Source organism: Rahnella sp. CG8 (assembly GCF_023701875.1).
GTDB lineage: Bacteria > Pseudomonadota > Gammaproteobacteria > Enterobacterales > Enterobacteriaceae > Rahnella > Rahnella aceris.
The window spans coordinates 37,774-57,664 of the sequence record NZ_JABAED010000015.1 but is presented as its reverse complement, the minus strand read 5'-3'; the positions used below and the strand labels follow the sequence as shown (position 1 = coordinate 57,664).

The window sequence follows — 19,891 nt, the reverse complement described above, 5'->3', positions numbered from 1 at the left end:
TCATAACAATGTAGCAAGTGTCCGAAGCGTTTCTTCCACACTTGATTGAGGCATTCCAAAATCCATCAGGCACGCAACTTCATCGATTCCTTCCTGCCTGAGACGGGCAAGCTGATCTGCGCATTCTTGTGCAGAGCCAAATAAACCGCAGTGGTTGAGATATTTCTCCACTCCCCATTTCAGTGTGTAGGCTTGCTTCTTCTCATTTTGCTCCGCATCGGCGACCCGTGGTTGACTGAGATTGTCGGAAAGCGCCATAAATGCCTGCAGATAACCGGTAAGTGCCGGTTTAAGCCGTGGCAACAGCGTTTTTCGTGCTGCTCCGGCCTGCGTGTGCAGCATTAATGTGATGGTGCCTTCTGCGGGATCAAAACCCGCCTGACGGCGTGCGAGGCGATACGCCGCGCAGTTTTCCACCAGTTGCTCGCGGGTCTGCGAAACCAGATGGGTGAGCACATTCAGCCCGCGTTTTCCGGCCTCAGTAAATAAATCGGGATTACTGCCGGTGGTCAGCCAGACGGGGATCTCTGTCTGAAAAGGTGCCGGCCAGGTTTTCAGGCTGACCGGTTCGGGTTGCGCAGGCAGCGAAAGCTCGTGGCGTGTGACGGATTCACCGCGCCACAGCGCCTGAACCTGCGCCAGTGAGGAAAAAAGAACCTGTTGTCTCTGGCGGTAATTCTCAGCCCTGAGCACAAAATCATTACGCTGCCAGCCGCTGGCAAACGCCACGCCAGCGCGGCCATGAGACAGGTTATCGACGATGGCCCATTCTTCGGCAACCCGCAGAGGATCATGTAACGGCAGCACCACGCTGCCTGCCCGGATACCGATACGTTGCGTGCAGGCCGCCAGCGCCGCGCTGACCACCGAAGGATTAGCAAACATGCCGCCAAAGGTATGGAAATGCCGCTCGGGCGTCCAGATAGCATGAAAATTCAGCGTATCTGCCAGCCGTGCGGTACTTAATAATTGTTCATATTTATCAGCAAAGTTGTCTCTGGCCACATCGGCGAAGCAGAACAGGCTCAGCGCCGGGATCTCACGGGATGTGGTCATGCTGTTCAGCCTTGTTTGTGGACGTGAGAATGAAAGACAGGTCACCGCGCGGGATGACATTAAGCGCAAAAAGCGGGGTGAGGGCGGCAGGTGACGTCGAAGGGGCGAGCGAAAACTGAAAATGTTCGCACAGTGTCGCGACCGCCGTGGTCAGCTGGTCGAGAGCCAGAGTCATGCCCACACAGTTTCGTTTTCCGACGCTAAAGGGTAAAAAATGCTCCGGCGCAATTTTCTCTTCACCCAGAAACCGTTCCGGCCTGAAGCAAAGCGGTTCTGCCCAGCAGGCGGCATGACGGTGAATCAGCCAGGGGGAGAATAAAACCCGCGTGCCCGCCGTAATCACCACGTCATCCACCACGATATTTTCTGCCACCCGGCGCTCAAAAAACGCTGTCACCGGCGTCAGACGGAGCGATTCCCGGACAATGGCTGAGGCCATGTTTCGTTTGCCCTGAGCCGCTTCCTCACGTACGCAGTGCTGATAGTTCAGGTGCTGCGAAAGATGTGTCAGCGTCCATAACAAGGCAATACCCGTGTTATCGACGCTGGCGGCAAGATTGCCCAGCAGAAGATTGATCACTCTCTCACGCGCTTCGGGGTGCGCGCCGGGACTGAGCGCCTGACAAAGACGTTCCAGCATCGTGGTATTGCCGCCCCTGGCGTCATCCAGCAACGGGCCAAGCAGGGACTCAGCCTCCAGCCGGAAGGCGACCAGTGCCGGATGCCTGCACAGTGCCTCATAATCCGCGTCCGGTGCGGCGATAATCAGTTGCAGATAGATATCACGGAAATGGCCAATCAGCGTATTCAGTTGGGCCAGACTGATCTCCCGGCCAAAAAATCCTTCCGCCACACACATCAGCGCCCAGTGCAGGCAGATTTCACGCAATGAGGTCTGCTGCGGATCCTGCAGAATATCCAGCAGCCAGCGGGCGGAGAGGTCGGTGCTTTGTTTCAGCAACGGGGATTTAGGGTTCACCAGCGGTGTGGTGAGTTTCCTTGCCAGCCGCCATTCCTCGCCTTCTTTGGATGTCGTCAGTGACTGGCCCAGCAAGATGCGTCCGATAGTTGAGGCTGAGGAAAGATGTTCAAATTCCTTCACGAACTGGCTTTCCTGCTCAATCAGCAACCGGACATGGCGGGCGCCGGCAAGCAGCAGCACCGCATTGTCTTTTTCACCAATCCAGACTTTATCTCCGTGCTGACGACAGGCCATTTCGGCGATTTTAAGAAAACCGAGCCGGGCAAACTGCGAGGAAAGCGGGATGAAAAAAGGGATGGCTTGCGCGTTATCAGGCATCCTGAGGCTCCGCAAATGTGTCTGAAGTGATCATGGCGCTGCCCACCCAACCGCCGAGCCCGACAGAAAGTAAAATGGCTGGCTGGCCGGTTTCGGCTGGCGGGTGGGTATCGAGCAGTAAGAGAGGATCGGTGGCGTAACAATGTCCGCATTGCCCGATGAGATCGGTGGCGATCCGCTGATGGGCGCGATCAGGATGCCGCCGCCAGGTTTGCCAGCTCAGGCGGTTAATGTTGTGAGGCAGTAACCATGCGTCCTTCCGCTGTTCAGCCGGATACTGACGCAGCGCCATGTCGATCAGAGCGTCATGAGACTGATAAAAACGCTTAATATCTTCCCGGCTGCCGTCGAGGCCCTGCCAGAATGCGGGATGATGAAAACAGTGAATGCCGGACACCCTGCGCTCACCGCCGCCCGGTCTCAGCAAGGCACACACAAAGGCATCACCGATTAATGTGCAGCCGGGAACATAGCGCTCTGCCAGGCTGAAATCTGCCAGCGTGTCGCCTGCCAGCAGAGCCACACACTGATATTTTCCCTGCTCAAGCATGCGCTCAGCCATCAGCAGACCCCAGAATAACGTGGCGCAGTTTTGCTGATTAAGGGTGATGAGATGTGCGTCAGGGGCAATAAAATCAAAACGTTGCCGCAGCAACGCTAAATCAACCCGTTGCCGTCGTGAACGGGCGGGCAATCCCTGAACCAAAATAATCGCATCGATTTTTTCAGCCTGCGTTAACTGTACGACGGTTTGCTGCAACAGCGATTCAAACGTCGCGGCGGCACTTTCGTCTTCAGCCAGCGTTGATGCTTCCTGAAAACCGAAAAGATGCCGGAAGGTCCGGGCTTCGCTGGGGTTCGCGCCGCGATGGGCGAGGATCGCGTCAAGCGATATCCGTGTGACAGGAATACAGGTTTTCAGCGCAAAAATATTCATCTCAGGTTCTCTGCTGCCGCCAGACCGCACAGGCTTATCCGTCCGTTGTGTTCACTCATCAGCAGATAATCACGTCCGGGCTGCCAGTTTTGACCCAGGGCGACAAAAGGCGCCGCGCAAAGTAAACGGGGATTGACCGCCAGTGACGTAAAGCCTTCCGGTAAACTGGCGAGACAATTTTGAGGGCCGATCAGCGTTAACCGTTCGCGGGTAAAACCGAAATGCTCAACGGACTGCAAGATGGCCTCGCTAAAATCTGCGGACGTTTTCAGACGCTGATACCCCAGATAACGTAATCCGCGCTGTTGCGTATTGACCAGACAGAGGCAGGCATTGTTTTCCGGTTGCAGGCGCGCCATCAGCGGTGAAAAGTACATCAGGCTTTTTTGTTCGGCGATCAGTAACAATCCGTCTTCCGCTTTCCCTTGCAGGCAGTCGCTGAGGCCATCAAGGGCAAACAACGCCGCATCCGGCCCGCGATCGCTGATTGCCAGCGCCAGACAGTCGGTGAGGCCAAGCTGATGTATGGCTAAATTCACCACAGAACTCCCCATGTGCAGGTCAGGCGTCCAGTGCGCCATCAGCACCGTTTTCACCCGCTGCGGCTGAACGACCGGGGCAAGATGTGGCAGCAACGTAGCGACCATATCGCTGAAGGCTGCCCGTTCATTGCTGGTGATCCAGGTGTTAACCTGCTCGTTTTCCTGACTGAGCGGCTCACCGTTAGCGGCGAAAAAATGCTGAACATACGAACGCCAGTGCGGAATATCCGTTTCCCACTCCGGTTGAGGGACGTCGGTGTGATGAAACGACTGGCTGACAATATCGGCGGGATCAAGGTACAGCATGGCGTTGATCTCCCTGAATTTCAGGTGTGCGGAAGCTGTTAAGTAAGTGGATATTGCTGGTGCCTTCCATGTATTCAAAAGCAAAGCTGTCGCGGTAGCGCTTGCGCAGGAAAGTCTCTTCCAGCCAGTCTTCGGTGGCGAGCCAGTGGGGCAGATGGCTCGCCGTCTCTTCGGCCAGACGGGTAGCGCTTAATTTGAGGCGGCTGGTGCTGGCATATTGCTGCTGACCCGTACGGTAGCCTTCCGCCAGTGCGAGCATCTGCTGAAAGAGAACATGATATTTACGCCACTGGCAGGCGATCCAATGTTGCGCAGTTGCGGGTAATGGTCGGGTTTCCAGCGTTTTCAGCAGACCGTAAGTGGTGCCCAGCGCCATAGCCGCCACCATGGGACGGTGGCGCTCAAAGACCTTGCTCAGCGCATTAAGCCCCTGCTGCAATCCCCGGCGTTCATGCCCTAAAATATCGTCTTCTTTGACACTCAGATTGGTCATCGTCAGACGTGTCAGTGCCGCACCCGCTAACCCGAAGGTATCGAGCAGTTCACGCTGCAAAGGTCCGGTTCTGCCTTCGGGAAACACCATCACCAGCCGGTGGGTCTGTTCATAACGGGCAAATACCAGGCCCGCGCTGGCGCGCATCGCGCCGCCGACCAGCATCTTTTGCCCGTTCAGCCACCATCCCTGACTGTTTTGCGTGAGTTCGCAGGCAATTGCCGTGGCGTCGGAGCCAAACCCCGGTTCGGTGACGGCAAAAAATGTCCAGGCAGGGCTGTGTTCAAAGCAGGCGAAAAACCGTGCCTGTTGCCGCTCAGTGCCGAGCGTCAAAATAGCGCGGGTGCTAAGGGATGCACCGGGCAACATCATCATCGCGCTGGCATCTGCCCGGCTCAGATATTCGATGATCTGTAAGTGATGTGAGTAATCAACGTCAGAGAAGGCCGCCGTTTCCCAGGGATTAAAACGGGAGGGAATGCCGATACAGGCAATGCTCATCAGTTCGGGATGATCAAAACAGGCCAGCGCCTGATCCGGTTTATATTCCGAAATTTTGCCAGCCGTGGTGAGCAGTGCCTGGAGTTCATTCAGCTGCGGGTAGTATCGGGTAATATCAGCCATGAGGAGTTAACACATCACATAAAGAACAAGTGCGTATTAACTTAATCCTGCTTAATATCTGGAAATTGCTCCAAATTGCAAAATACCGGAATTTCATTACCGGCTGATAATACCAGCAGCAATGAAGAGAAGGTCGCGCCCATGCCTACGCTTACCAGCATCACATGATTGCCGGGCGATAATCTTTTCTGACGGATCAATGTCGCCAAATTCAGATAAGGATCTGCGCCGAAACAATGACCATAACGTGGCACGTTTTCGAGAAATAGTGTTTGCCGCGGAATATTCAGTTCGTCAGCAAGTTTCTGCCATGACGATAAATTCACATTATGCGGTGCAATCCAGTCAAGCGAACCGGCAGTATGCCCGAAATGTTCCAGGGCATTGCGCATCGCGGTGGCGATAAAAGAAAAATAAACGCTGGCGAAGCGTGATTCCTTACCTGATTCATTTCCGCGATGCTGACTGAATTCTCCCGCCTGCATGCTGTATCTGGCGGTCACTTTGCAGCGTTCCCCGGCGCGACTGAGCAGAACGGCGCAGGCCGCTTCGCCCATAATGGTGGTATCGTCGATCAGTTCGACTTTGGGGTGAAAGGCCTTTTCGCCGACCAGCAACAAGGCATATTCCCCCGTTTTAATCCGGCTGCAAACATATTCCACGGCTGACAATGACGTCGAACAATGCCCCATCGTCAGCGAGGTGTAATGGGTGTCGTCAGCAAATCCGGCCTCGTCGAGCAGGGCTTTGCCCGACAGGTCGAAAGGGCGAATGCCGGGCAGCGTATGGGCATGCACCACATGTTTAATGCGGGGGAGCCAATCAGCGTGATGGTCGGTGAACTGCTTTAACAACGGGCGCAACAGATCATCAAGTGAACCCGGCTGGCGTGGGAAATTTGCCAGCCCGTAAAAGCGGGAAAACATTCTGATATCCAGCGGACTCAGTTGCAGCGCGGGCGCGACTTCCGCCAGTGATTTCCGTTGTTCAGGAATGTAGACCGTCAGGGATTCAATGTGACCCAACATAGTGGCTCCTTTTTTCAGGATCAGCGTTTGCCGTACGGAGAAAGGCGTTTAATTCGTAGTGTGTCCGTTGATGAGTCAGCACACCCAGATGGCCGGTATGCTCTATCAATGCCAGTTGGCTGCCGGGTAACTGACGGTGAATTTTCCACGCATCGGCCGGATTGATTCTGGTGTCCTGCTGACCCTGAAGTATCAGTGCAGGGATGTCGCCCAGCGCAAAAAGCGAGTCCGTTGCGGGCATCTCCGGTGCCGGGAAGCGGGCCTGATACCACGCGCACAGCGGGGCAAGATAAGATTCAGGCAGATGATTTTGCCGCAGGTAGTGTTGCAGCAGGCTGGTAAACGAGGCCGGAACTGACATCAGCACCAGCCGGCTGAAGCGAAAGCCGAGAGATGCCGACAAGGCGGTGATCAGCCCGCCAGCAGAATGGGCAACGACGGTGTCGAAAGCACCAAAGGTATTTTGCAGGGTGAGCAGTAACTGGCACTGTGCGGGAAAATCACAGGGGGCTGGCGTTTGCGGATCATGTCCGAGTAAAAACGGCAGATACACCTCATATCCCTGCGCCAGCAGAATATCTTTAGCCTGCGCCAGCATCAGGGGATGACCACCCCAGCCATGTAACACAAGCGCTTTTTTTGCCGCCTGCATCGGACCTTGACTGATCAGCACCCGGCTGCGATATGGCCCGCAATGCACTGTTTCCGTTCTCATCAGCGCGAGCTGCTGCACCTCTGAGGGACGCATCGGAAAAACAGCCGGGGTTGACAGCTTATCTGTCAGCGAAACCAGCAAATTATCCATTACTTTCTCAACATCCGTGCCGAGAAAATCAGATAGTGCAATTCTGACTCCTGAGGCGTGGGATCCTGACTCAGCCTTTGTATCGGGTCGTAGAGATAAAGTAAGCGGCATTCCTCCTGCATCAGGGTCTGAGCCAGCCTGTACGCCTCACCGGGATCAAAACGGCCACTGCAAATCCCCCAGGCTTCGGAAAATTCCGGGCAGTGGCACAGCAAACTTTGCAGTAAAGGGGTGGCGCCGCGTGCGGCCGGATACCGTGAATCGTAGACCAGCAGACTCTCCGTAGAGGAGAGAACATGGTGCTGGCAAAGCGTGATCAGGGCTTTAGCATGCAGACGGTTTCCGCAATCCTCTTCAGGCCAGTGATGATACCAGTTGCCCGCCGCCCTGTGTTCTGTCGCCAAAAGTTCTGAAGCAATGAAATGCCGGCTGTCCGGTGTGACGGCCTGGCTGCGGGTGAGAACCGTTATCGTGCCCTGACCGAGCAAGGTGACGGTTACAGGCATGTGTTCACCTCTTGCGGCCGGGAAAACCCCTGATTTAAACGGTGGATCTGCCGCGTTCCCTCAGTGTATTCAAAGGCTTTCACATCCCGGAAGGCCTGCCATAGTGTGTTTAGCAGACGCATATCTCTGGCCGGTGTACGGTGAATCAGTCCGCAAATCAGCTCTTCCGCCAGGATCACGCAACTGGTTTTTACCATTCCGGGATGATTTTCCGGCGCAAGCTTATCTTCGGTTTGCTGGCAGACCCGCAGCCCGTGGTGATAGACCACCAGCCAGCGGCGTTCCATCTGCGACAGCCAGGCAGACTGCGAAGGTGTCAGTCGCCGCTCATGTTGCCATTCGTGCAGTGCGCGCCGCGCGACACCCAGCGCCAGCGCGCCGACGCAAGGACGCAGGGCATCGAATGTGGCGATGGCGGATTTTGCAAACCGCTCCGTCGGCTTCAGATGCCTGCCCAACATGTCTGCTTCAGGGATAAACAGATCATCAAACTGCATGTGCGCAAGGTTAGTGCCTTTCAACCCGTTTAATTCCAGTGCGTAGCGGGAAATTTCTGCTGACTGCGGATTAAAAATAAAAGCATTAATACCCAGAGGTCCGGGTGCTGTGCGGGCAAATATCACACCGGTATCGGCAATCATGCCGTTGCCGATGAACATTTTTCTCCCGCAGAGCAGATACCCGCCGTCAACCGGCGACGCCGTGGTTTCCATGGCACCTGCATCGCTTCCCTGCGCCGGTTCAGTCATCGCAAAACAAGACCAGCTTAAGGTCTGCTGAAAGCGGCTAAAAAAAGCATCCTGTTGTTGTTCTGTCCCCAGCCCGGAGACGGCAAAAGCCGCCATGCCGGGGCCGGGAGCCGAAAACATGAGTATCGGGGAGATAAAGGCCACTTTTTCATAGAGCCGGTAGCGCTCAGTCAAACGGATGTGCTGATAAGCCTGAAGATGTGGCTTGTGTGACGGGTATTCAGCGGGCACGCCGAGGAGATTAAACGCCGCAGCCTGCGACCACTGGCTGATGACCGTCCGCGTGTCGTCCGGCGAGGTTATCTGGCGGAGCTTATCGGCAATCGCCTGCGCCTGGGCATCCGGCGTGAAAAAATCCGCGTCTGATGGGTGATCGTAAAATGATTTCATAGCGACCCCGACATGATTTCGATGATTCCGGCATCAGGATGATAAAGGTGGCTGGCGCGGTGATGATTATTAAAGGCATGAAACGGGCGCGTTAATACCATCCAGCCTGCGGATTTCATGGTTTGATATTGCTGGTCAAAATCATCGACAACAAAACAAATATGATAAGGCAGGGATGACTTGCCTGATTTATCCAGCATGCTTTGCAGATGAATATTATCTGGCAATGGTTCAACCAGCTCGATCTGGTTATTTCCCTCTGCCGTGGACAGCAACGTGATTAACACCCGCTGAGCATGAATCTGTTCTTTATACCTGACGGTCACGGGGAAAAAGAGTTTAATAGCCGCGACGGTTGCATCGGTATCTGATACGACATAACCGGTATGATCGAAACGCATGATAACCCCGTTAACCCGTCATAAAATTATATGGCCTTCATCATCATGAAGATAAATTGATGCCGGGTATTTTCTCAGCAATTACGCTGGATTTTTTATATGTGATTGCAGGATGTCGATTAAAAACTGTCAGAAACCGCGTATTGCCGGACGAGTTCCTGCCGGTCTATTTTGCCATGCAATGTCAGGGGGAAGTGTTGGCAAAAGACCAGTTGTTTAGGGATCATGTATCCCGGTAGCTGCCCGGACAAGAAATGGCGTAATGCTTGCCGCTGCAGCGCATTGTCATCATGCAGTTGTACAAACAGTTGCAGGTCGGTCACTTTTCCCTGTTCTTCGAGCGGTACCAGACAGCACTGGATCACGTTGGCATTTCGGCACACGGCGGATTCTACTTCTGCCAGCTCAATGCGATTGCCATGCAACTTAAACTGTCCGTCATCTCTGCCGCAAATAAACAGTGACTGATTTTCGTCGACAAAACCGCGATCGCCCGTGGCGTAATAGCGACCCCATTCATCCTCAGCAAAAGCCTGATTGCGGGGGTGATCCTCCGGCAGATAGCCCTGTGAAACCTGAGGGCCGTAAAGCCTGACTTCACCTACCGTTGTGGCAGAAACCGGATGACCGGCCGCATCGACGATGCGAATGCGGTTCAGCCCTTGCGGCTTGCCCAGCGGCAATAACCCCGCCTGATGGTGTAGCGGCTGGGACAAAAGATGCGTATGCGTCACGCAGGTTGTCTCGGTCGGGCCATAAGCGTGCATCACTTCAAGCGACGGAAAACGCGTCTGTAACTGTGTGATCAAACCTGGCGCAACCCGTTCACCGCCGATATAAAAACGCTTCAGGGCGGGGAACTTAACGTGGCTGAACAGCGCGTCTTTAAGCATGAGTTCAGCAAAACTGGGTGTTGAAAACCAACTGGTGACGGCCACATCTGGCTCTCTTGTCATCAGCCTGATGTTTTGCCGGGGCAAAACATTATTGCAATGATCCAGCATCAGCACGGTCTGCCCGCGGCTGAGAACCGGAATGAGATCGAGGATCGCCATATCAAAAGAAAAACAGGCGTGATTAATATGGCAGCCCTTGTCCGTTCCGCCGGTGACTTGCGGTGCGAACCACGCGCTGAAAGCGGCAAAATTGTCATAACTGACCATAACGCCTTTAGGCTCACCGGTGCTGCCCGAGGTGGAAAGGATATAGAAAAGAGATTGGGTTAATGATGGTTCAGCGGGCAGCGTTGCAGGAGAAATGTCTGCCAGTGAAGCACTGACACACTGCGGCCATTGCTCCAGCCCGGCGAGGGGGTGCGGCAGGGTGGTGATGATCACTTCCGTGCGCGTCATCCGGGCTATTTTTTCAATTCTGGACGGCGGATTTGCCTGATCCACAAAGGTGAAGCAACAGCCTTTACTGATGCAGGCCAGAATAGCGGCGACCGCATCGAGTTGTTTATGACCATAGATCAGCACATTGCGACCCGCGAGAGGGGTAAGAAAATGGGCGATGGCGGCCGTCCGTGCGCCCAGTTCAGCAAAACTGTAGGTGCCTTGCTGATTAATCAGCGCGATGGCGTCATCGCGGTTGCGAAGCCGGTCAAACAGCGGTCTGATTTGCGATAAAAACATATTTCTCCCCTTTATCCAGTGCCAGATCACGCGCCGCGCTGCGGTCAAGTTTTCCGTTATGATTCAAAATAGTATGAGGAATGGCATACCAGTAACGGGGGATCGACCACGGCGGGAAATGTGCCTGCATCGCGTGGCCCAGCGCTGAAAGCGCGCAGGAATCATTGAGGATCACGCAGGCCTGGATGGCCTCGGCATTGCCTTTGCGTAGAAAAGGCACTGCAACGACATCCGACACGAGATTCTGGCTACGCAGGAAATGCTCAATTTCATAGAGATCGATGCGGTGTCCCTGGATCTTGACTTCCCCGTCCTCGCGGCCAAGAAAATAGTAACAATCTCCCTTCGCCTGGCCGATATCACCGGTCAGATAGGCATTTTGCCCGGCATGGCGGATAAACTGTGTTTGCTGTTTCAGCGGTGCATTGAGGTAGCCTGGCCCGATGCAGGGGCCGCTGATTAACAGCTCGCCCCGGCCGCTGTCACTTTCCTGTCCGTGCAGGCTGAGTACCGCGCCCGGTCTGGCCGCGCCAATCGGCAAGGGTAGCGGGTCGCTGATCATTTCAGGTGTAATAAGCACCGAGGTCACCGCAACCGTGCATTCCGTCGGGCCATAGGTGTTTATCACGCTGGCATCGGGAAATCGTGTCCATAGCTGTGTGACGATGTCTTTTGTCAGTGTTTCACCGCAAAAAATAAACCGCCGGAGCAGGGGAAGTTGTGCGGCACTGAACGTGGGGTCCAGCAGATAAAGGCGGATAATCGAAGGCGTGGATACCCAGCAGACAACACCGGTTTCTGCATGCTGTGCAATCATTTTGCGGGTGCTGATGAGTTCGCGGTGATCGAGCACCGACAGCGGTTGCAGGAAAACCCAAGCTAACCAGATTTCAAATAAGGAAACATCAAAGCAGTAGCGAACATTGCCGGTGACGGCACCGTCCAGTGGAAAATCTTCGCGGATCCAGTGAATGAAATTCACCATATTGCGCAGGGTGATTTGGATCCCTTTCGGCTCGCCGGTGGTGCCGGAGGAAAACATGATGTAAGCCAGCGGTTCGCCGGGGACATCCTGCAAACGCTGGCGGCTTTCACTCAGCAGCGCATGCAGTGTGGCATCCGTACAGACAGGTCCGTTAATTTCCGCCGTGTTGAGTACCCTGACCGCGTTCATCTGAACCGGCGTCGCCGTCGTATTCAGCAGCAGACCTGCACCGAGGGTGAGCGCAATTTTCTCCACGCGTTCCGGGCTGTTATCCGATTCAACAGGCACCACAGGGCAGCCACAGAGCAGGCATGCCCACCAGGCGGCAATAAAATCGAACGACTTATGCCCGTAGACCAGCACCGGTTTTACATGGCGGTCAGTGTCTGTCTGATGCTGGCGGATCTGCACGGCGAGATCCATTGCGCGCTGACTCAGCGTGGCATAATCGCGACGGTGTGTATCATGGCACCAGGCAAGTTCGGGCCGGTGCCGGAAACGCATGAAAATCGCGATAACCTCTGCCCATTGTTCCATTCAGGCAGCCCGGTTCGCGAGTTGCAGTTGAATGAATCTCGATAAGCTGCCCACGGTTTCAAAATGCTCAAATTCCAGCGTGGCCGGATCCAGGATCAGCCCGTCGACTTTCTCTTCCAGATACATAATCAGTTCAATATACAGCCCGCTTTCAAAGCCTAAATCGCGTTCCAGATGTGTTTCTGCATGCAGTTCTGAGAGATGAGAACTTTCCAGCACTAAGCCGATGGCCTCAATGATTGTTGAAGTAAACATAATGATTTCCTTATGATTTTACGGATTCGCGTTGAACATCATGGGAGCGCTGTAACAGGAGTTCAGGCAGCCGGTTACGATCAATCTTTCCGTTATTATTTTTGGGTAACGCCTCACTGAAATAATAGCGGTGAGGGCGCTTGTAGCTTTCGAGATGGGTCTGACAGAAGGCTTTGAGCAGGGCAATATCGGGCGCCGTCACACATTCAATACAGGCGACGATCTCATCACCGTAAATGGCATGAGGGACGCCAATCACCGCTACCTGTCCGACCCCGGGGATGCGTTTGAGCACGCCTTCGACTTCCCGCGGCGCCACTTTTTCGCCGTTGGTTTTCAGAATGTCATCTTTGCGGGCGACAAAATAAAGCAGGCCACGTTCATCCAGCCGGCAGATGTCTCCGGTATACAGCACGGATTCGCCGGGCAGCGGGCCGGGACGTAATTTCTTTTGCGTCTGTTCTTCATTGCGCCAGTAACCGCGCATGACCGTCGCGCCACGAATAACCAGCTCGCCCGTGGCATTGCTGCGATGCGGGACACCGTTGTCATCCACCACCCAAAGTTCGGTATTCGGGATGGCGTAACCGACGCTCTCTTTATGTGTCGACAACATCGCTGGCGGAAGCCAGGTGCAGCGATGGCATTCCGTCAGTCCGTACATAGAGAAAATTTCTGCCTGAGGGAACAGGGCAATCAGCGTATCAATATCATTGGAATGCAACGCGGCAGCCGTATTCGTGATTTTACGCACGGATGAAAAATCATAACGTTTTGCCAGAGGGGCAATGAGGGCCAGCATGGTGGGGACAATCGGCAAAACCGATGCCCGCTGTTTCACCAGTTGTTTGAGGGCAAACAACGGACGGCTGAAATCTTTTTCGATAATCAGCGTCGCGCCCACTCTGGTGGCCATGATGGCCTGATAAAGCCCGTAGTCAAAACTCATCGGGATCGTGCAGAAAATCCGATCGCTTGCCCTCAGATCCAGATAGGTGCTGACGGATGTCGCCGCGCTCAACATATTGCGCTGGGTCAGCATGACGCCTTTCGGATCTCCGGTGGAACCGGATGTGTAAATCAGGCAGGCCAGATCGATATCCAGCGCGTCTTCCGGCACAAGCGGTGTAACGTCTGCCTGCGCCGCGATCTGCTGTAATGAAAGTAACGCCGGGCGGCTCAGACTTTCTGTGCCCGGCTTGTCAAACAGCACCGGATACGGGGCGTGATCTGCACTAGCCGTGACCCGCGCATCCGCCTGATCTGCACTGCTGATCAGCAAACTGGCTTCTGCGTTGTTGCATATCCAGCCCACGCGCGCGACGGGCGTGTCAGGGTTAAGAGGGACAAAAATGGCTTGCAGGTGCTGAACCGCCCAGAAGCACACCACAAAGTCGATACTGTTCGGCAGCCAGCCCACCACCCGATCGCCCCGTTTAATGTGATGCTGTTGCAAAGAGGTGGCCGTTTTCATGACCCGCTGGAACAGTGCTGACCAGCTTATCTCTTCATCACCGGCAACCAGGGCGGTTTTCTCGGGAAAAGCCTGTGCAGCACGGGCCAGCCACTGCGTTAAATGGGTTGTGCTCATGGAATATCCTCATTGTCTGATTCGAGAACCATTGCGCCAAAGGTGCCCGCCACGCCTGAGGCCAGAGCCAGAATGCACCGCGCTCTGACGGCATTATCCCCACAGGCAAGCAGGCTTTTGATATTGAGAAACGCATCGCTGCAAAAGCAGTGACCGAGCGTGTAGAGGTTATGGCGGAATACGATGTCCCGGCTAAATCCGCTGCGATCAGCAAGGCGGTCAAAGGTCACCGGGCTGATGTGGTAAGGGAGCACGGCGCTGAGTTCTTCCGGTTTACGTCCCGCGCCCGCCAGCGTTTTTTGAATGGTTTCGGTCATCACCGGCAAAAATGCGTGGTCATAGGCATTTTCACTTTCGCGATCCGTTTCCCGCATCCGCGTGCCATAAGCCCCGAGTTGTTGTAAATGCAGTGCGCGCAGATGCAGCGAATGAGGAGAAGGGGCCATGCCAACCAGCGTGGCGCAAAAGGCTTCGCCAAAATAACCATTCTGATCGACATATTGCACCGTGCGGTGAAAACATTTTTCACCGGTGATCAGCACCCCGCAGACAGAGGCCTGGTTCTCAGAGCCACAGTTCTCAGAGAGAGTGTTCTGCTGTGCGGCGCGCATTTTCGCCTGCAAATATTTCAAACTCACCAGACCTGAAGCGCAGGAAGCCTGTGTCGCAGAAAAAAATTCGATCTCCTGGTCGCCAAAAAACGTCTGAAATACCGTGGACAGTTCTTCCATCCGGTCAAACGGGCTTGTGGCGTGCAGAGAATGCGCCCAGGCGACATAGCGGATTTGGCGAAATAAACCGGGGTCGCATTCAGCGCGTAATTTTTGCAGAAGGTCGGAGAGCAGATCCGGCAATGTTTCATCAGCAAACAGACTGGCAGATTGCATCTTATGAAAACGGCTAAAAATTTTATGATTCCGTTCTCCCCAGCAGTATTTTTTTTCCAGCAGGGAGAGCGGGGTAAGAACCGGAGCTATCAGGCTTGTGATGGCATGGATATACACCTTCAGCTCTCCATCACAAAACTGGCGAAGATCATATTCTTCCCTTCCGGCATCATTAATAAGAACCGCGTATTTTTCTGAGCGAGCTTTTTTAATAACACCCAGGGTGCTGAAGACAGTAAAGCATCGTCCCAGGTTTCTATCCTGACACCCGAGAAGTTGGCATCCCGTTGCAGAACCTGTGAAAACGATTTGCTGGTCAGAATAATCAGCGGCAATGCGTTTTCAGCGGCACTGAACATCTTCAGCGTGGAAAGCAGGGGATAAATGTCCGCCGTTGAAACCGGCAGCGAGGTTTTCTGATAATTTTTAAAGGTAATATTACCGGCGACCTTATGGGGTTCGTGGGTCGCGTTGCTTTGTAAAAGGAGCAAACAGCAACTGGCCGCAGGGTGGAAATTGGCGAGATAAGGGCTGTCATACAGAATGGCATCCTGATCTGCCATCATCAGCAGGGCTTTACGCGGACGTTTGTCCCCGCTGATATCTTCCAGGTAATCTTCAATGATTTGCAACGCGACAAATCCACTGCTTAAACCATGATCGCTGATGGCAATACCAAAAGCGTTATGAGAACCGGTTTCATAAATAATGGCATTGGTCACTGAAGCGCCAATTTCAGCATCGGGGGTCCAGTGGGTCAGTACCACCAGATCCAGGTCATTGACCAGCGCCTGCTCTTCCAACTGGGTCACCAGTTTTTTGAGCATCGTCGTGAATGTCAGGTTTTGAGAGTTAACCCAACGGGAGACGGGCTGAAGCTGGGCTTCGCATGTGCGGGAATGTGACTGAAAAAAAGCGTTAACAAAACTTTTAACTTTATCCAGTTGTTCACTCTCCACCGTAGCAGAAGGATTGTTATTTTTTTCAAACTCATGCCAAAGAATATTGGAGGCTGAAAATTCCAGAGACATACAGATTCCTCAGGCATTTCCGACAGATAAAGGCTGACATATCTGAGGTGCCAGTAATGTCTCAATGCTATCTGCGGTTCGGATAAGGAAAGCCTGACCTTTCTCCACCAGAATTTCGGCGGGATGACCAAAACTTAAAAAGTTGACGGGTGAAGCACTGGCCCCGTATGCGCCTGAATGTCCGATGCCGATCAGATCACCCGGATGCAGTTCCGCCAGCATAATGTTTTCACCTAATATATCGGTGGGGGTACAAAGCGGGCCGGTGACCTGATAACGATGTTGTGTCCCGGCACGGGTTTCACCCAGACGGGCCATCGGAAAATTACGCCGGATCAGCGAGTTGATGCCAGCGGCGCTGCCGTGACAGTTGGCTCCGCCATCACACACCGCGAACCATTCGTCCCGGGAGGGTTTAAGATAATTAACGCGGGTGACGAAAATGCCTGCACGGGCAATCAGATATCTGCCCAGTTCGACGATGATCTTACAGCGCGGAAATTTGTCATGATAATTGCGGATAACGGGCGCTAACGCGCCACCGAGCGCAACAATATCCAGTGGCTTTTCTTTATCAAAATACCTGACGCCAAAACCCCCGCCGACATCGACAAAATCAAAATCGACCTTGTAGATCTCCTGCAAAGATCCCGCCAGTGACAGAATATTCAGGGTATTTTTAGCCAGCGCTTGCCAGTCGAGGATCCGTGTACCGAGATAAATATGGATCCCCGCCAGTCGTAAATTTTCCTGTTGTGCGACACAGGCAAATGCCTGCGGTAAAAGTTGTTCGTCGATGCCAAATTGCCGTGGTTTGCCGCTCATCACCAGTTTGGCTTTTTCGCCCGTAAAATCAGGGTTGATGCGCAAGGCGATGGTTTGTATAACGCCCATGCTGGCAGCAATATCATTCAGAAGTTTTATTTCTTCAATGGATTCGATGACGACAGCTTTAATACCGATGCGACAACATTGGGTTAATTCAGCAATGTATTTTCCGGGACCCACAAAAATAATATCCTCCGGGGGCACACCCTGACTTATCACTGTTTCCAGTTCTGCCAGAGAACACACTTCACAACCCGTACCTTCCCGGTTTAACAACTGAACCAGTGTTTTATTGGGATTAGCTTTGAGCGAATAAAAATAATGAATCTCATCCGGAAGTGACTTTTTTAATGCTGAAAAGTCGGCCTTTATTTGCGAGGCGCTGTAGGCATAAAACGGCGTCGGCACCCTGTCAGCCAGACGCTGATAAGGAATGTCGTCGATTTTTTCTGTACTGATAAACTGGCTATCAGGAGGAAAAGCTGACATCGCTAAACCTCCGGGATAACAGTGATTCAATCTGATTGATATTTTTGAAGTTTTCGAAAAGATCGCCATCGAGGATATCAAAAAAACTCCCGGAAACCTCGGTTCTGGCTTCCATCCATTCGCCCATCTCTGCGATAAAGCCCACTAAATGGATTGAGTCCAGTAACCCTTCAGGCCCGTAGATATCAGCTCCCTGTGCAATAGCCGCCAACTTTCTATTGTCAACACCCACTTTCTCTAAGCATGAGAGTATAAATTCTTTCGTTGTCGATGAAATAGTCATTGGTTTCGCCACTTTAAAAACTTCGAACTGACATGATATCCGCCGTATCAGGAAAGATTTGCTTGAAATTGCGCCTGCAATAAAAGAAGAAAATCATAAAGCGGGAGAAGCACACCGGCGTTGTGACAGGGCGCTGACATAATAATTTCCGGCCATGCGGAGTATTCGTACCCGGTTATTTTTATGACAACAGTAAAACCCGGCATGATTGCCGTTAAGACGGTTTAATGTAAGACTCTGTGGGGTAATGTTTTATTTTTATAAATCTCATATTGAGAAGGTCTTATGTTCAAAATATATCTCATCCTTGCTGTTTCTATCTGCGCTGAAACACTGGCGACGACCATGATGAAGGCGTCTGATGGATTCACCCGGTTAGTGCCGAGCGTCATTGTGGTCGTCGGTTATGCCATCTCCTTTTATGGACTTTCTCAGGTCGTTAAAGTGATGAATATCGGCATCGCCTACGCTATCTGGGCAGGCATGGGGATTTTCCTTGTTTCGGCCATGTCATTCTTCATCTACAAACAGCGGCTTGATACTCCGGCGCTGATTGGCATGGGCTGCATCGCTCTCGGCATTATGATCATCCAGCTTTATTCTAAATCTGTGTCGCATTAACCCTGAAACGCTCTTTCCCCGTCACGTTATTCGCCGCCGCATCCGGCGGTTGATCTCTTTTTCTGCAATTTAGTTACAACATACTTATATGTGGAATCATTTCCTGTCCACGTTATCTGTATGTGCCTTTTCCGTTTGAACCTCCGCGCGCCTCTGCAGCCTGCATCGCAGGCGGAGACTGGCTTATCTGGCAGGTGCATAAGAAATACCCTGGCAGTCATTATGAAAAGGGCTTGACCCTGTGATGGTGATCACGTTTATTACGTTCAAATACTAAAACAACACCTTCGAAATAATTCACCTTGCTAAGGATCATAAAATGACTGAGTGCTCATCGCTGGACACCCGGCCAGAAACTTCTGCATTCCGCCGCTGGCTGGCGGTTTTCTCACTGGCCTGCGGCACCTTCGCGCTGGTTAATACCGAATTTCTGCCGATCGGTTTACTGTCGCCCATCGCGCAATCTCTGGGTGTCACTGAAGGGCATGCCGGTCTGGCGGTGATGTTGCCCGGTTTAGTTGCCGCGATTTCTGCGCCGCTGATCATGCTGTTTGCCCGAAAAATGGATCGCCGCACCTTATTATTATTGCTCTCTGCGACGGTGATCGTGGCCAACGGTATCGCCGTGATGGCTCAGTCGTTCAACATTCTGCTGATCGGACGCATAATTCTGGGCATCGGTGTCGGTGGTTTCTGGTCATTTGCTATTCCTTCCGGGCGGCGGCTGGTGTCAGAGGAGCAGGGCGCCCGGGCCATTTCGCTGATCACTGCGGGCGTGGCGGTCGGCACGGTCGCAGGTGTACCGGCGGGCGCCTTTATCGGGGATCTGTTCGGCTGGCGCATGGCATTTATGCTTAACGCCGTGCTGGCGCTGGCGTTTTTCGTGCTGCAATGGCTGGCGCTGCCTTCGCTGCCGGCACAACACTCTATCGGCCTGCGTGCGATGCTCAGCGTCACGAAAGTCGCGGGGATCCGCTACGCGCTGATCATTGGCGTATTTATGGCAGGCGGCCATTTCGCGGCGTATACCTACCTCGAGCCGTGGCTGCGGTTTAGCCTGCATCTTTCAGCCAGCAATATTTCTTTGTTACTGATGGGCTACGGTGTGGCGGGGTTATTAGGCACGCTTACCACGGAAATTACTGTCCGTGAGCTCGGTGTAAAGAAAGCGTTTATGCTCAATATGCTGCTGCTCAGCGCCTCGGTGCTGGTGTTGTCGCTGTTCCCGGTGCCGCTGGCGCTGGCCTGTGCCCTGGTGATCCTCTGGGGACTGGCGTTTGGTGCGCTGCCGGTGTGTCTGAATATCTGGACGTATCAGGCGTCGCCTGCGTTGTTTGAAACCGGCTCGGCGTTGCTGGTGTGTGTCTTCCAGACGTCGCTGGCGCTGGGCGCATTGTTCGGCGGGATCCTCGCTGACAGCGCGGGCGTCAGCAGTGCCTTCCTGCTCGGCGGTGTGCTGACATTGCTGGCGGGCATCACCATTTTCCTGTCCCGCCCGCAACCTGCGGTATTACACGCGGCGGGCAAATGATCGGTTTACGATCAGGAAATCTTTCCACATAAGACAATCCTCCTGCCGGAACCTGCATACAGCGGGTTCCGGCAGCATTCCC

20 protein-coding genes are annotated in these 19,891 nt (G+C 53.6%); 2 read left to right on the top strand and 18 right to left on the bottom strand.

Annotated elements, in window-relative coordinates; all coding sequences use genetic code 11:
* The 18 genes from HGO41_RS15200 to HGO41_RS15115 form a co-directional block, all read right to left on the bottom strand.
* On the bottom strand, positions 1-1,056 hold the full coding sequence (locus tag HGO41_RS15200) for a MupA/Atu3671 family FMN-dependent luciferase-like monooxygenase (RefSeq protein WP_112151491.1): 1,056 nt from the start codon (positions 1,054-1,056) through the stop codon (positions 1-3).
* Complete coding sequence (locus HGO41_RS15195) at positions 1,040-2,356, bottom strand: cytochrome P450 (protein WP_119262385.1); 1,317 nt, start codon at positions 2,354-2,356, stop codon at positions 1,040-1,042. The genes HGO41_RS15200 and HGO41_RS15195 overlap by 17 nt, the downstream gene beginning before the upstream one ends.
* Positions 2,349-3,293 (bottom strand): beta-ketoacyl-[acyl-carrier-protein] synthase family protein, encoded by a 945-nt coding sequence (locus tag HGO41_RS15190; RefSeq protein WP_250981188.1) that lies wholly within the window; start codon positions 3,291-3,293, stop codon positions 2,349-2,351. Before HGO41_RS15190 ends, HGO41_RS15195 begins: the two co-directional genes overlap by 8 nt.
* Complete coding sequence (locus HGO41_RS15185) at positions 3,290-4,141, bottom strand: hypothetical protein (protein ID WP_153376329.1); 852 nt, start codon at positions 4,139-4,141, stop codon at positions 3,290-3,292. Before HGO41_RS15185 ends, HGO41_RS15190 begins: the two co-directional genes overlap by 4 nt.
* Positions 4,128-5,258, bottom strand: coding sequence for an acyl-CoA dehydrogenase family protein (locus tag HGO41_RS15180; protein WP_250981187.1), 1,131 nt, complete (start codon positions 5,256-5,258; stop codon positions 4,128-4,130). Before HGO41_RS15180 ends, HGO41_RS15185 begins: the two co-directional genes overlap by 14 nt.
* Before the next feature lie 41 nt (positions 5,259-5,299).
* Complete coding sequence (locus HGO41_RS15175) at positions 5,300-6,286, bottom strand: 3-oxoacyl-[acyl-carrier-protein] synthase III C-terminal domain-containing protein (protein WP_013577952.1); 987 nt, start codon at positions 6,284-6,286, stop codon at positions 5,300-5,302.
* The gene (locus HGO41_RS15170; RefSeq protein WP_225444953.1) at positions 6,270-7,001 is read right to left on the bottom strand and encodes an alpha/beta fold hydrolase; all 732 of its coding nucleotides are present in this window, start codon (positions 6,999-7,001) and stop codon (positions 6,270-6,272) included. The genes HGO41_RS15175 and HGO41_RS15170 overlap by 17 nt, the downstream gene beginning before the upstream one ends.
* A gap of 89 nt (positions 7,002-7,090) precedes the next feature.
* Positions 7,091-7,597 (bottom strand): hypothetical protein, encoded by a 507-nt coding sequence (locus HGO41_RS15165; protein ID WP_119262390.1) that lies wholly within the window; start codon positions 7,595-7,597, stop codon positions 7,091-7,093.
* Entirely contained in the window at positions 7,588-8,736 is a 1,149-nt protein-coding gene (locus HGO41_RS15160) for an acyl-CoA dehydrogenase family protein (RefSeq protein WP_153376335.1), read from the bottom strand. Before HGO41_RS15160 ends, HGO41_RS15165 begins: the two co-directional genes overlap by 10 nt.
* Positions 8,733-9,137 carry a VOC family protein gene (locus tag HGO41_RS15155; RefSeq protein WP_013577948.1) on the bottom strand — a complete coding sequence of 135 codons (405 nt, stop codon included), beginning with the start codon at positions 9,135-9,137 and terminating at the stop codon, positions 8,733-8,735. The genes HGO41_RS15160 and HGO41_RS15155 overlap by 4 nt, the downstream gene beginning before the upstream one ends.
* A 119-nt stretch (positions 9,138-9,256) precedes the next feature.
* Positions 9,257-10,771, bottom strand: coding sequence for an AMP-binding protein (locus HGO41_RS15150; protein WP_014416592.1), 1,515 nt, complete (start codon positions 10,769-10,771; stop codon positions 9,257-9,259).
* The gene (locus tag HGO41_RS15145) at positions 10,740-12,293 is read right to left on the bottom strand and encodes an AMP-binding protein (RefSeq protein ID WP_250981186.1); all 1,554 of its coding nucleotides are present in this window, start codon (positions 12,291-12,293) and stop codon (positions 10,740-10,742) included. Before HGO41_RS15145 ends, HGO41_RS15150 begins: the two co-directional genes overlap by 32 nt.
* On the bottom strand, positions 12,294-12,548 hold the full coding sequence (locus HGO41_RS15140) for a phosphopantetheine-binding protein (RefSeq protein WP_013577945.1): 255 nt from the start codon (positions 12,546-12,548) through the stop codon (positions 12,294-12,296).
* A gap of 10 nt (positions 12,549-12,558) precedes the next feature.
* Positions 12,559-14,139, bottom strand: coding sequence for a class I adenylate-forming enzyme family protein (locus HGO41_RS15135; RefSeq protein ID WP_250981185.1), 1,581 nt, complete (start codon positions 14,137-14,139; stop codon positions 12,559-12,561).
* Complete coding sequence (locus tag HGO41_RS15130) at positions 14,136-15,026, bottom strand: beta-ketoacyl-[acyl-carrier-protein] synthase family protein (protein WP_223510018.1); 891 nt, start codon at positions 15,024-15,026, stop codon at positions 14,136-14,138. The genes HGO41_RS15135 and HGO41_RS15130 overlap by 4 nt, the downstream gene beginning before the upstream one ends.
* Positions 15,027-15,145: 119 nt before the next feature.
* Positions 15,146-16,057 (bottom strand): hypothetical protein, encoded by a 912-nt coding sequence (locus tag HGO41_RS15125; protein ID WP_014416588.1) that lies wholly within the window; start codon positions 16,055-16,057, stop codon positions 15,146-15,148.
* A 9-nt stretch (positions 16,058-16,066) separates the two neighbouring features.
* On the bottom strand, positions 16,067-17,374 hold the full coding sequence (locus HGO41_RS15120) for a type III PLP-dependent enzyme (RefSeq protein WP_112197096.1): 1,308 nt from the start codon (positions 17,372-17,374) through the stop codon (positions 16,067-16,069).
* Positions 17,355-17,657 (bottom strand): hypothetical protein, encoded by a 303-nt coding sequence (locus tag HGO41_RS15115; protein WP_013577940.1) that lies wholly within the window; start codon positions 17,655-17,657, stop codon positions 17,355-17,357. Before HGO41_RS15115 ends, HGO41_RS15120 begins: the two co-directional genes overlap by 20 nt.
* 285 nt (positions 17,658-17,942) lie before the next feature.
* Between HGO41_RS15115 and HGO41_RS15110 the strand changes: the two genes are divergently transcribed.
* Complete coding sequence (locus HGO41_RS15110) at positions 17,943-18,278, top strand: DMT family transporter (RefSeq protein ID WP_014416586.1); 336 nt, start codon at positions 17,943-17,945, stop codon at positions 18,276-18,278.
* Positions 18,279-18,597: 319 nt separating this feature from the next.
* Complete coding sequence (locus tag HGO41_RS15105; RefSeq protein WP_013577938.1) at positions 18,598-19,809, top strand: MFS transporter; 1,212 nt, start codon at positions 18,598-18,600, stop codon at positions 19,807-19,809.
* The last annotated feature ends 82 nt before the right edge of the window (positions 19,810-19,891 follow it).

Coding starts and splice junctions, on each gene's coding strand:
- HGO41_RS15150 (WP_014416592.1), bottom strand. CDS start 10,771: ATGTTTTTATCGCAAATCAGACCGCTGTTTGACCGGCTTCGCAACCGC.
- HGO41_RS15135 (WP_250981185.1), bottom strand. CDS start 14,139: ATGAGCACAACCCATTTAACGCAGTGGCTGGCCCGTGCTGCACAGGCT.
- HGO41_RS15175 (WP_013577952.1), bottom strand. CDS start 6,286: ATGTTGGGTCACATTGAATCCCTGACGGTCTACATTCCTGAACAACGG.
- HGO41_RS15185 (WP_153376329.1), bottom strand. CDS start 4,141: ATGCTGTACCTTGATCCCGCCGATATTGTCAGCCAGTCGTTTCATCAC.
- HGO41_RS15125 (WP_014416588.1), bottom strand. CDS start 16,057: ATGTCTCTGGAATTTTCAGCCTCCAATATTCTTTGGCATGAGTTTGAA.
- HGO41_RS15160 (WP_153376335.1), bottom strand. CDS start 8,736: ATGAAATCATTTTACGATCACCCATCAGACGCGGATTTTTTCACGCCG.
- HGO41_RS15155 (WP_013577948.1), bottom strand. CDS start 9,137: ATGCGTTTCGATCATACCGGTTATGTCGTATCAGATACCGATGCAACC.
- HGO41_RS15145 (WP_250981186.1), bottom strand. CDS start 12,293: ATGGAACAATGGGCAGAGGTTATCGCGATTTTCATGCGTTTCCGGCAC.
- HGO41_RS15200 (WP_112151491.1), bottom strand. CDS start 1,056: ATGACCACATCCCGTGAGATCCCGGCGCTGAGCCTGTTCTGCTTCGCC.
- HGO41_RS15105 (WP_013577938.1), top strand. CDS start 18,598: ATGACTGAGTGCTCATCGCTGGACACCCGGCCAGAAACTTCTGCATTC.
- HGO41_RS15170 (WP_225444953.1), bottom strand. CDS start 7,001: ATGAGAACGGAAACAGTGCATTGCGGGCCATATCGCAGCCGGGTGCTG.
- HGO41_RS15110 (WP_014416586.1), top strand. CDS start 17,943: ATGTTCAAAATATATCTCATCCTTGCTGTTTCTATCTGCGCTGAAACA.
- HGO41_RS15195 (WP_119262385.1), bottom strand. CDS start 2,356: ATGCCTGATAACGCGCAAGCCATCCCTTTTTTCATCCCGCTTTCCTCG.
- HGO41_RS15130 (WP_223510018.1), bottom strand. CDS start 15,026: ATGCAATCTGCCAGTCTGTTTGCTGATGAAACATTGCCGGATCTGCTC.
- HGO41_RS15120 (WP_112197096.1), bottom strand. CDS start 17,374: ATGTCAGCTTTTCCTCCTGATAGCCAGTTTATCAGTACAGAAAAAATC.
- HGO41_RS15140 (WP_013577945.1), bottom strand. CDS start 12,548: ATGTTTACTTCAACAATCATTGAGGCCATCGGCTTAGTGCTGGAAAGT.
- HGO41_RS15165 (WP_119262390.1), bottom strand. CDS start 7,597: ATGCCTGTAACCGTCACCTTGCTCGGTCAGGGCACGATAACGGTTCTC.
- HGO41_RS15190 (WP_250981188.1), bottom strand. CDS start 3,293: ATGAATATTTTTGCGCTGAAAACCTGTATTCCTGTCACACGGATATCG.
- HGO41_RS15115 (WP_013577940.1), bottom strand. CDS start 17,657: ATGACTATTTCATCGACAACGAAAGAATTTATACTCTCATGCTTAGAG.
- HGO41_RS15180 (WP_250981187.1), bottom strand. CDS start 5,258: ATGGCTGATATTACCCGATACTACCCGCAGCTGAATGAACTCCAGGCA.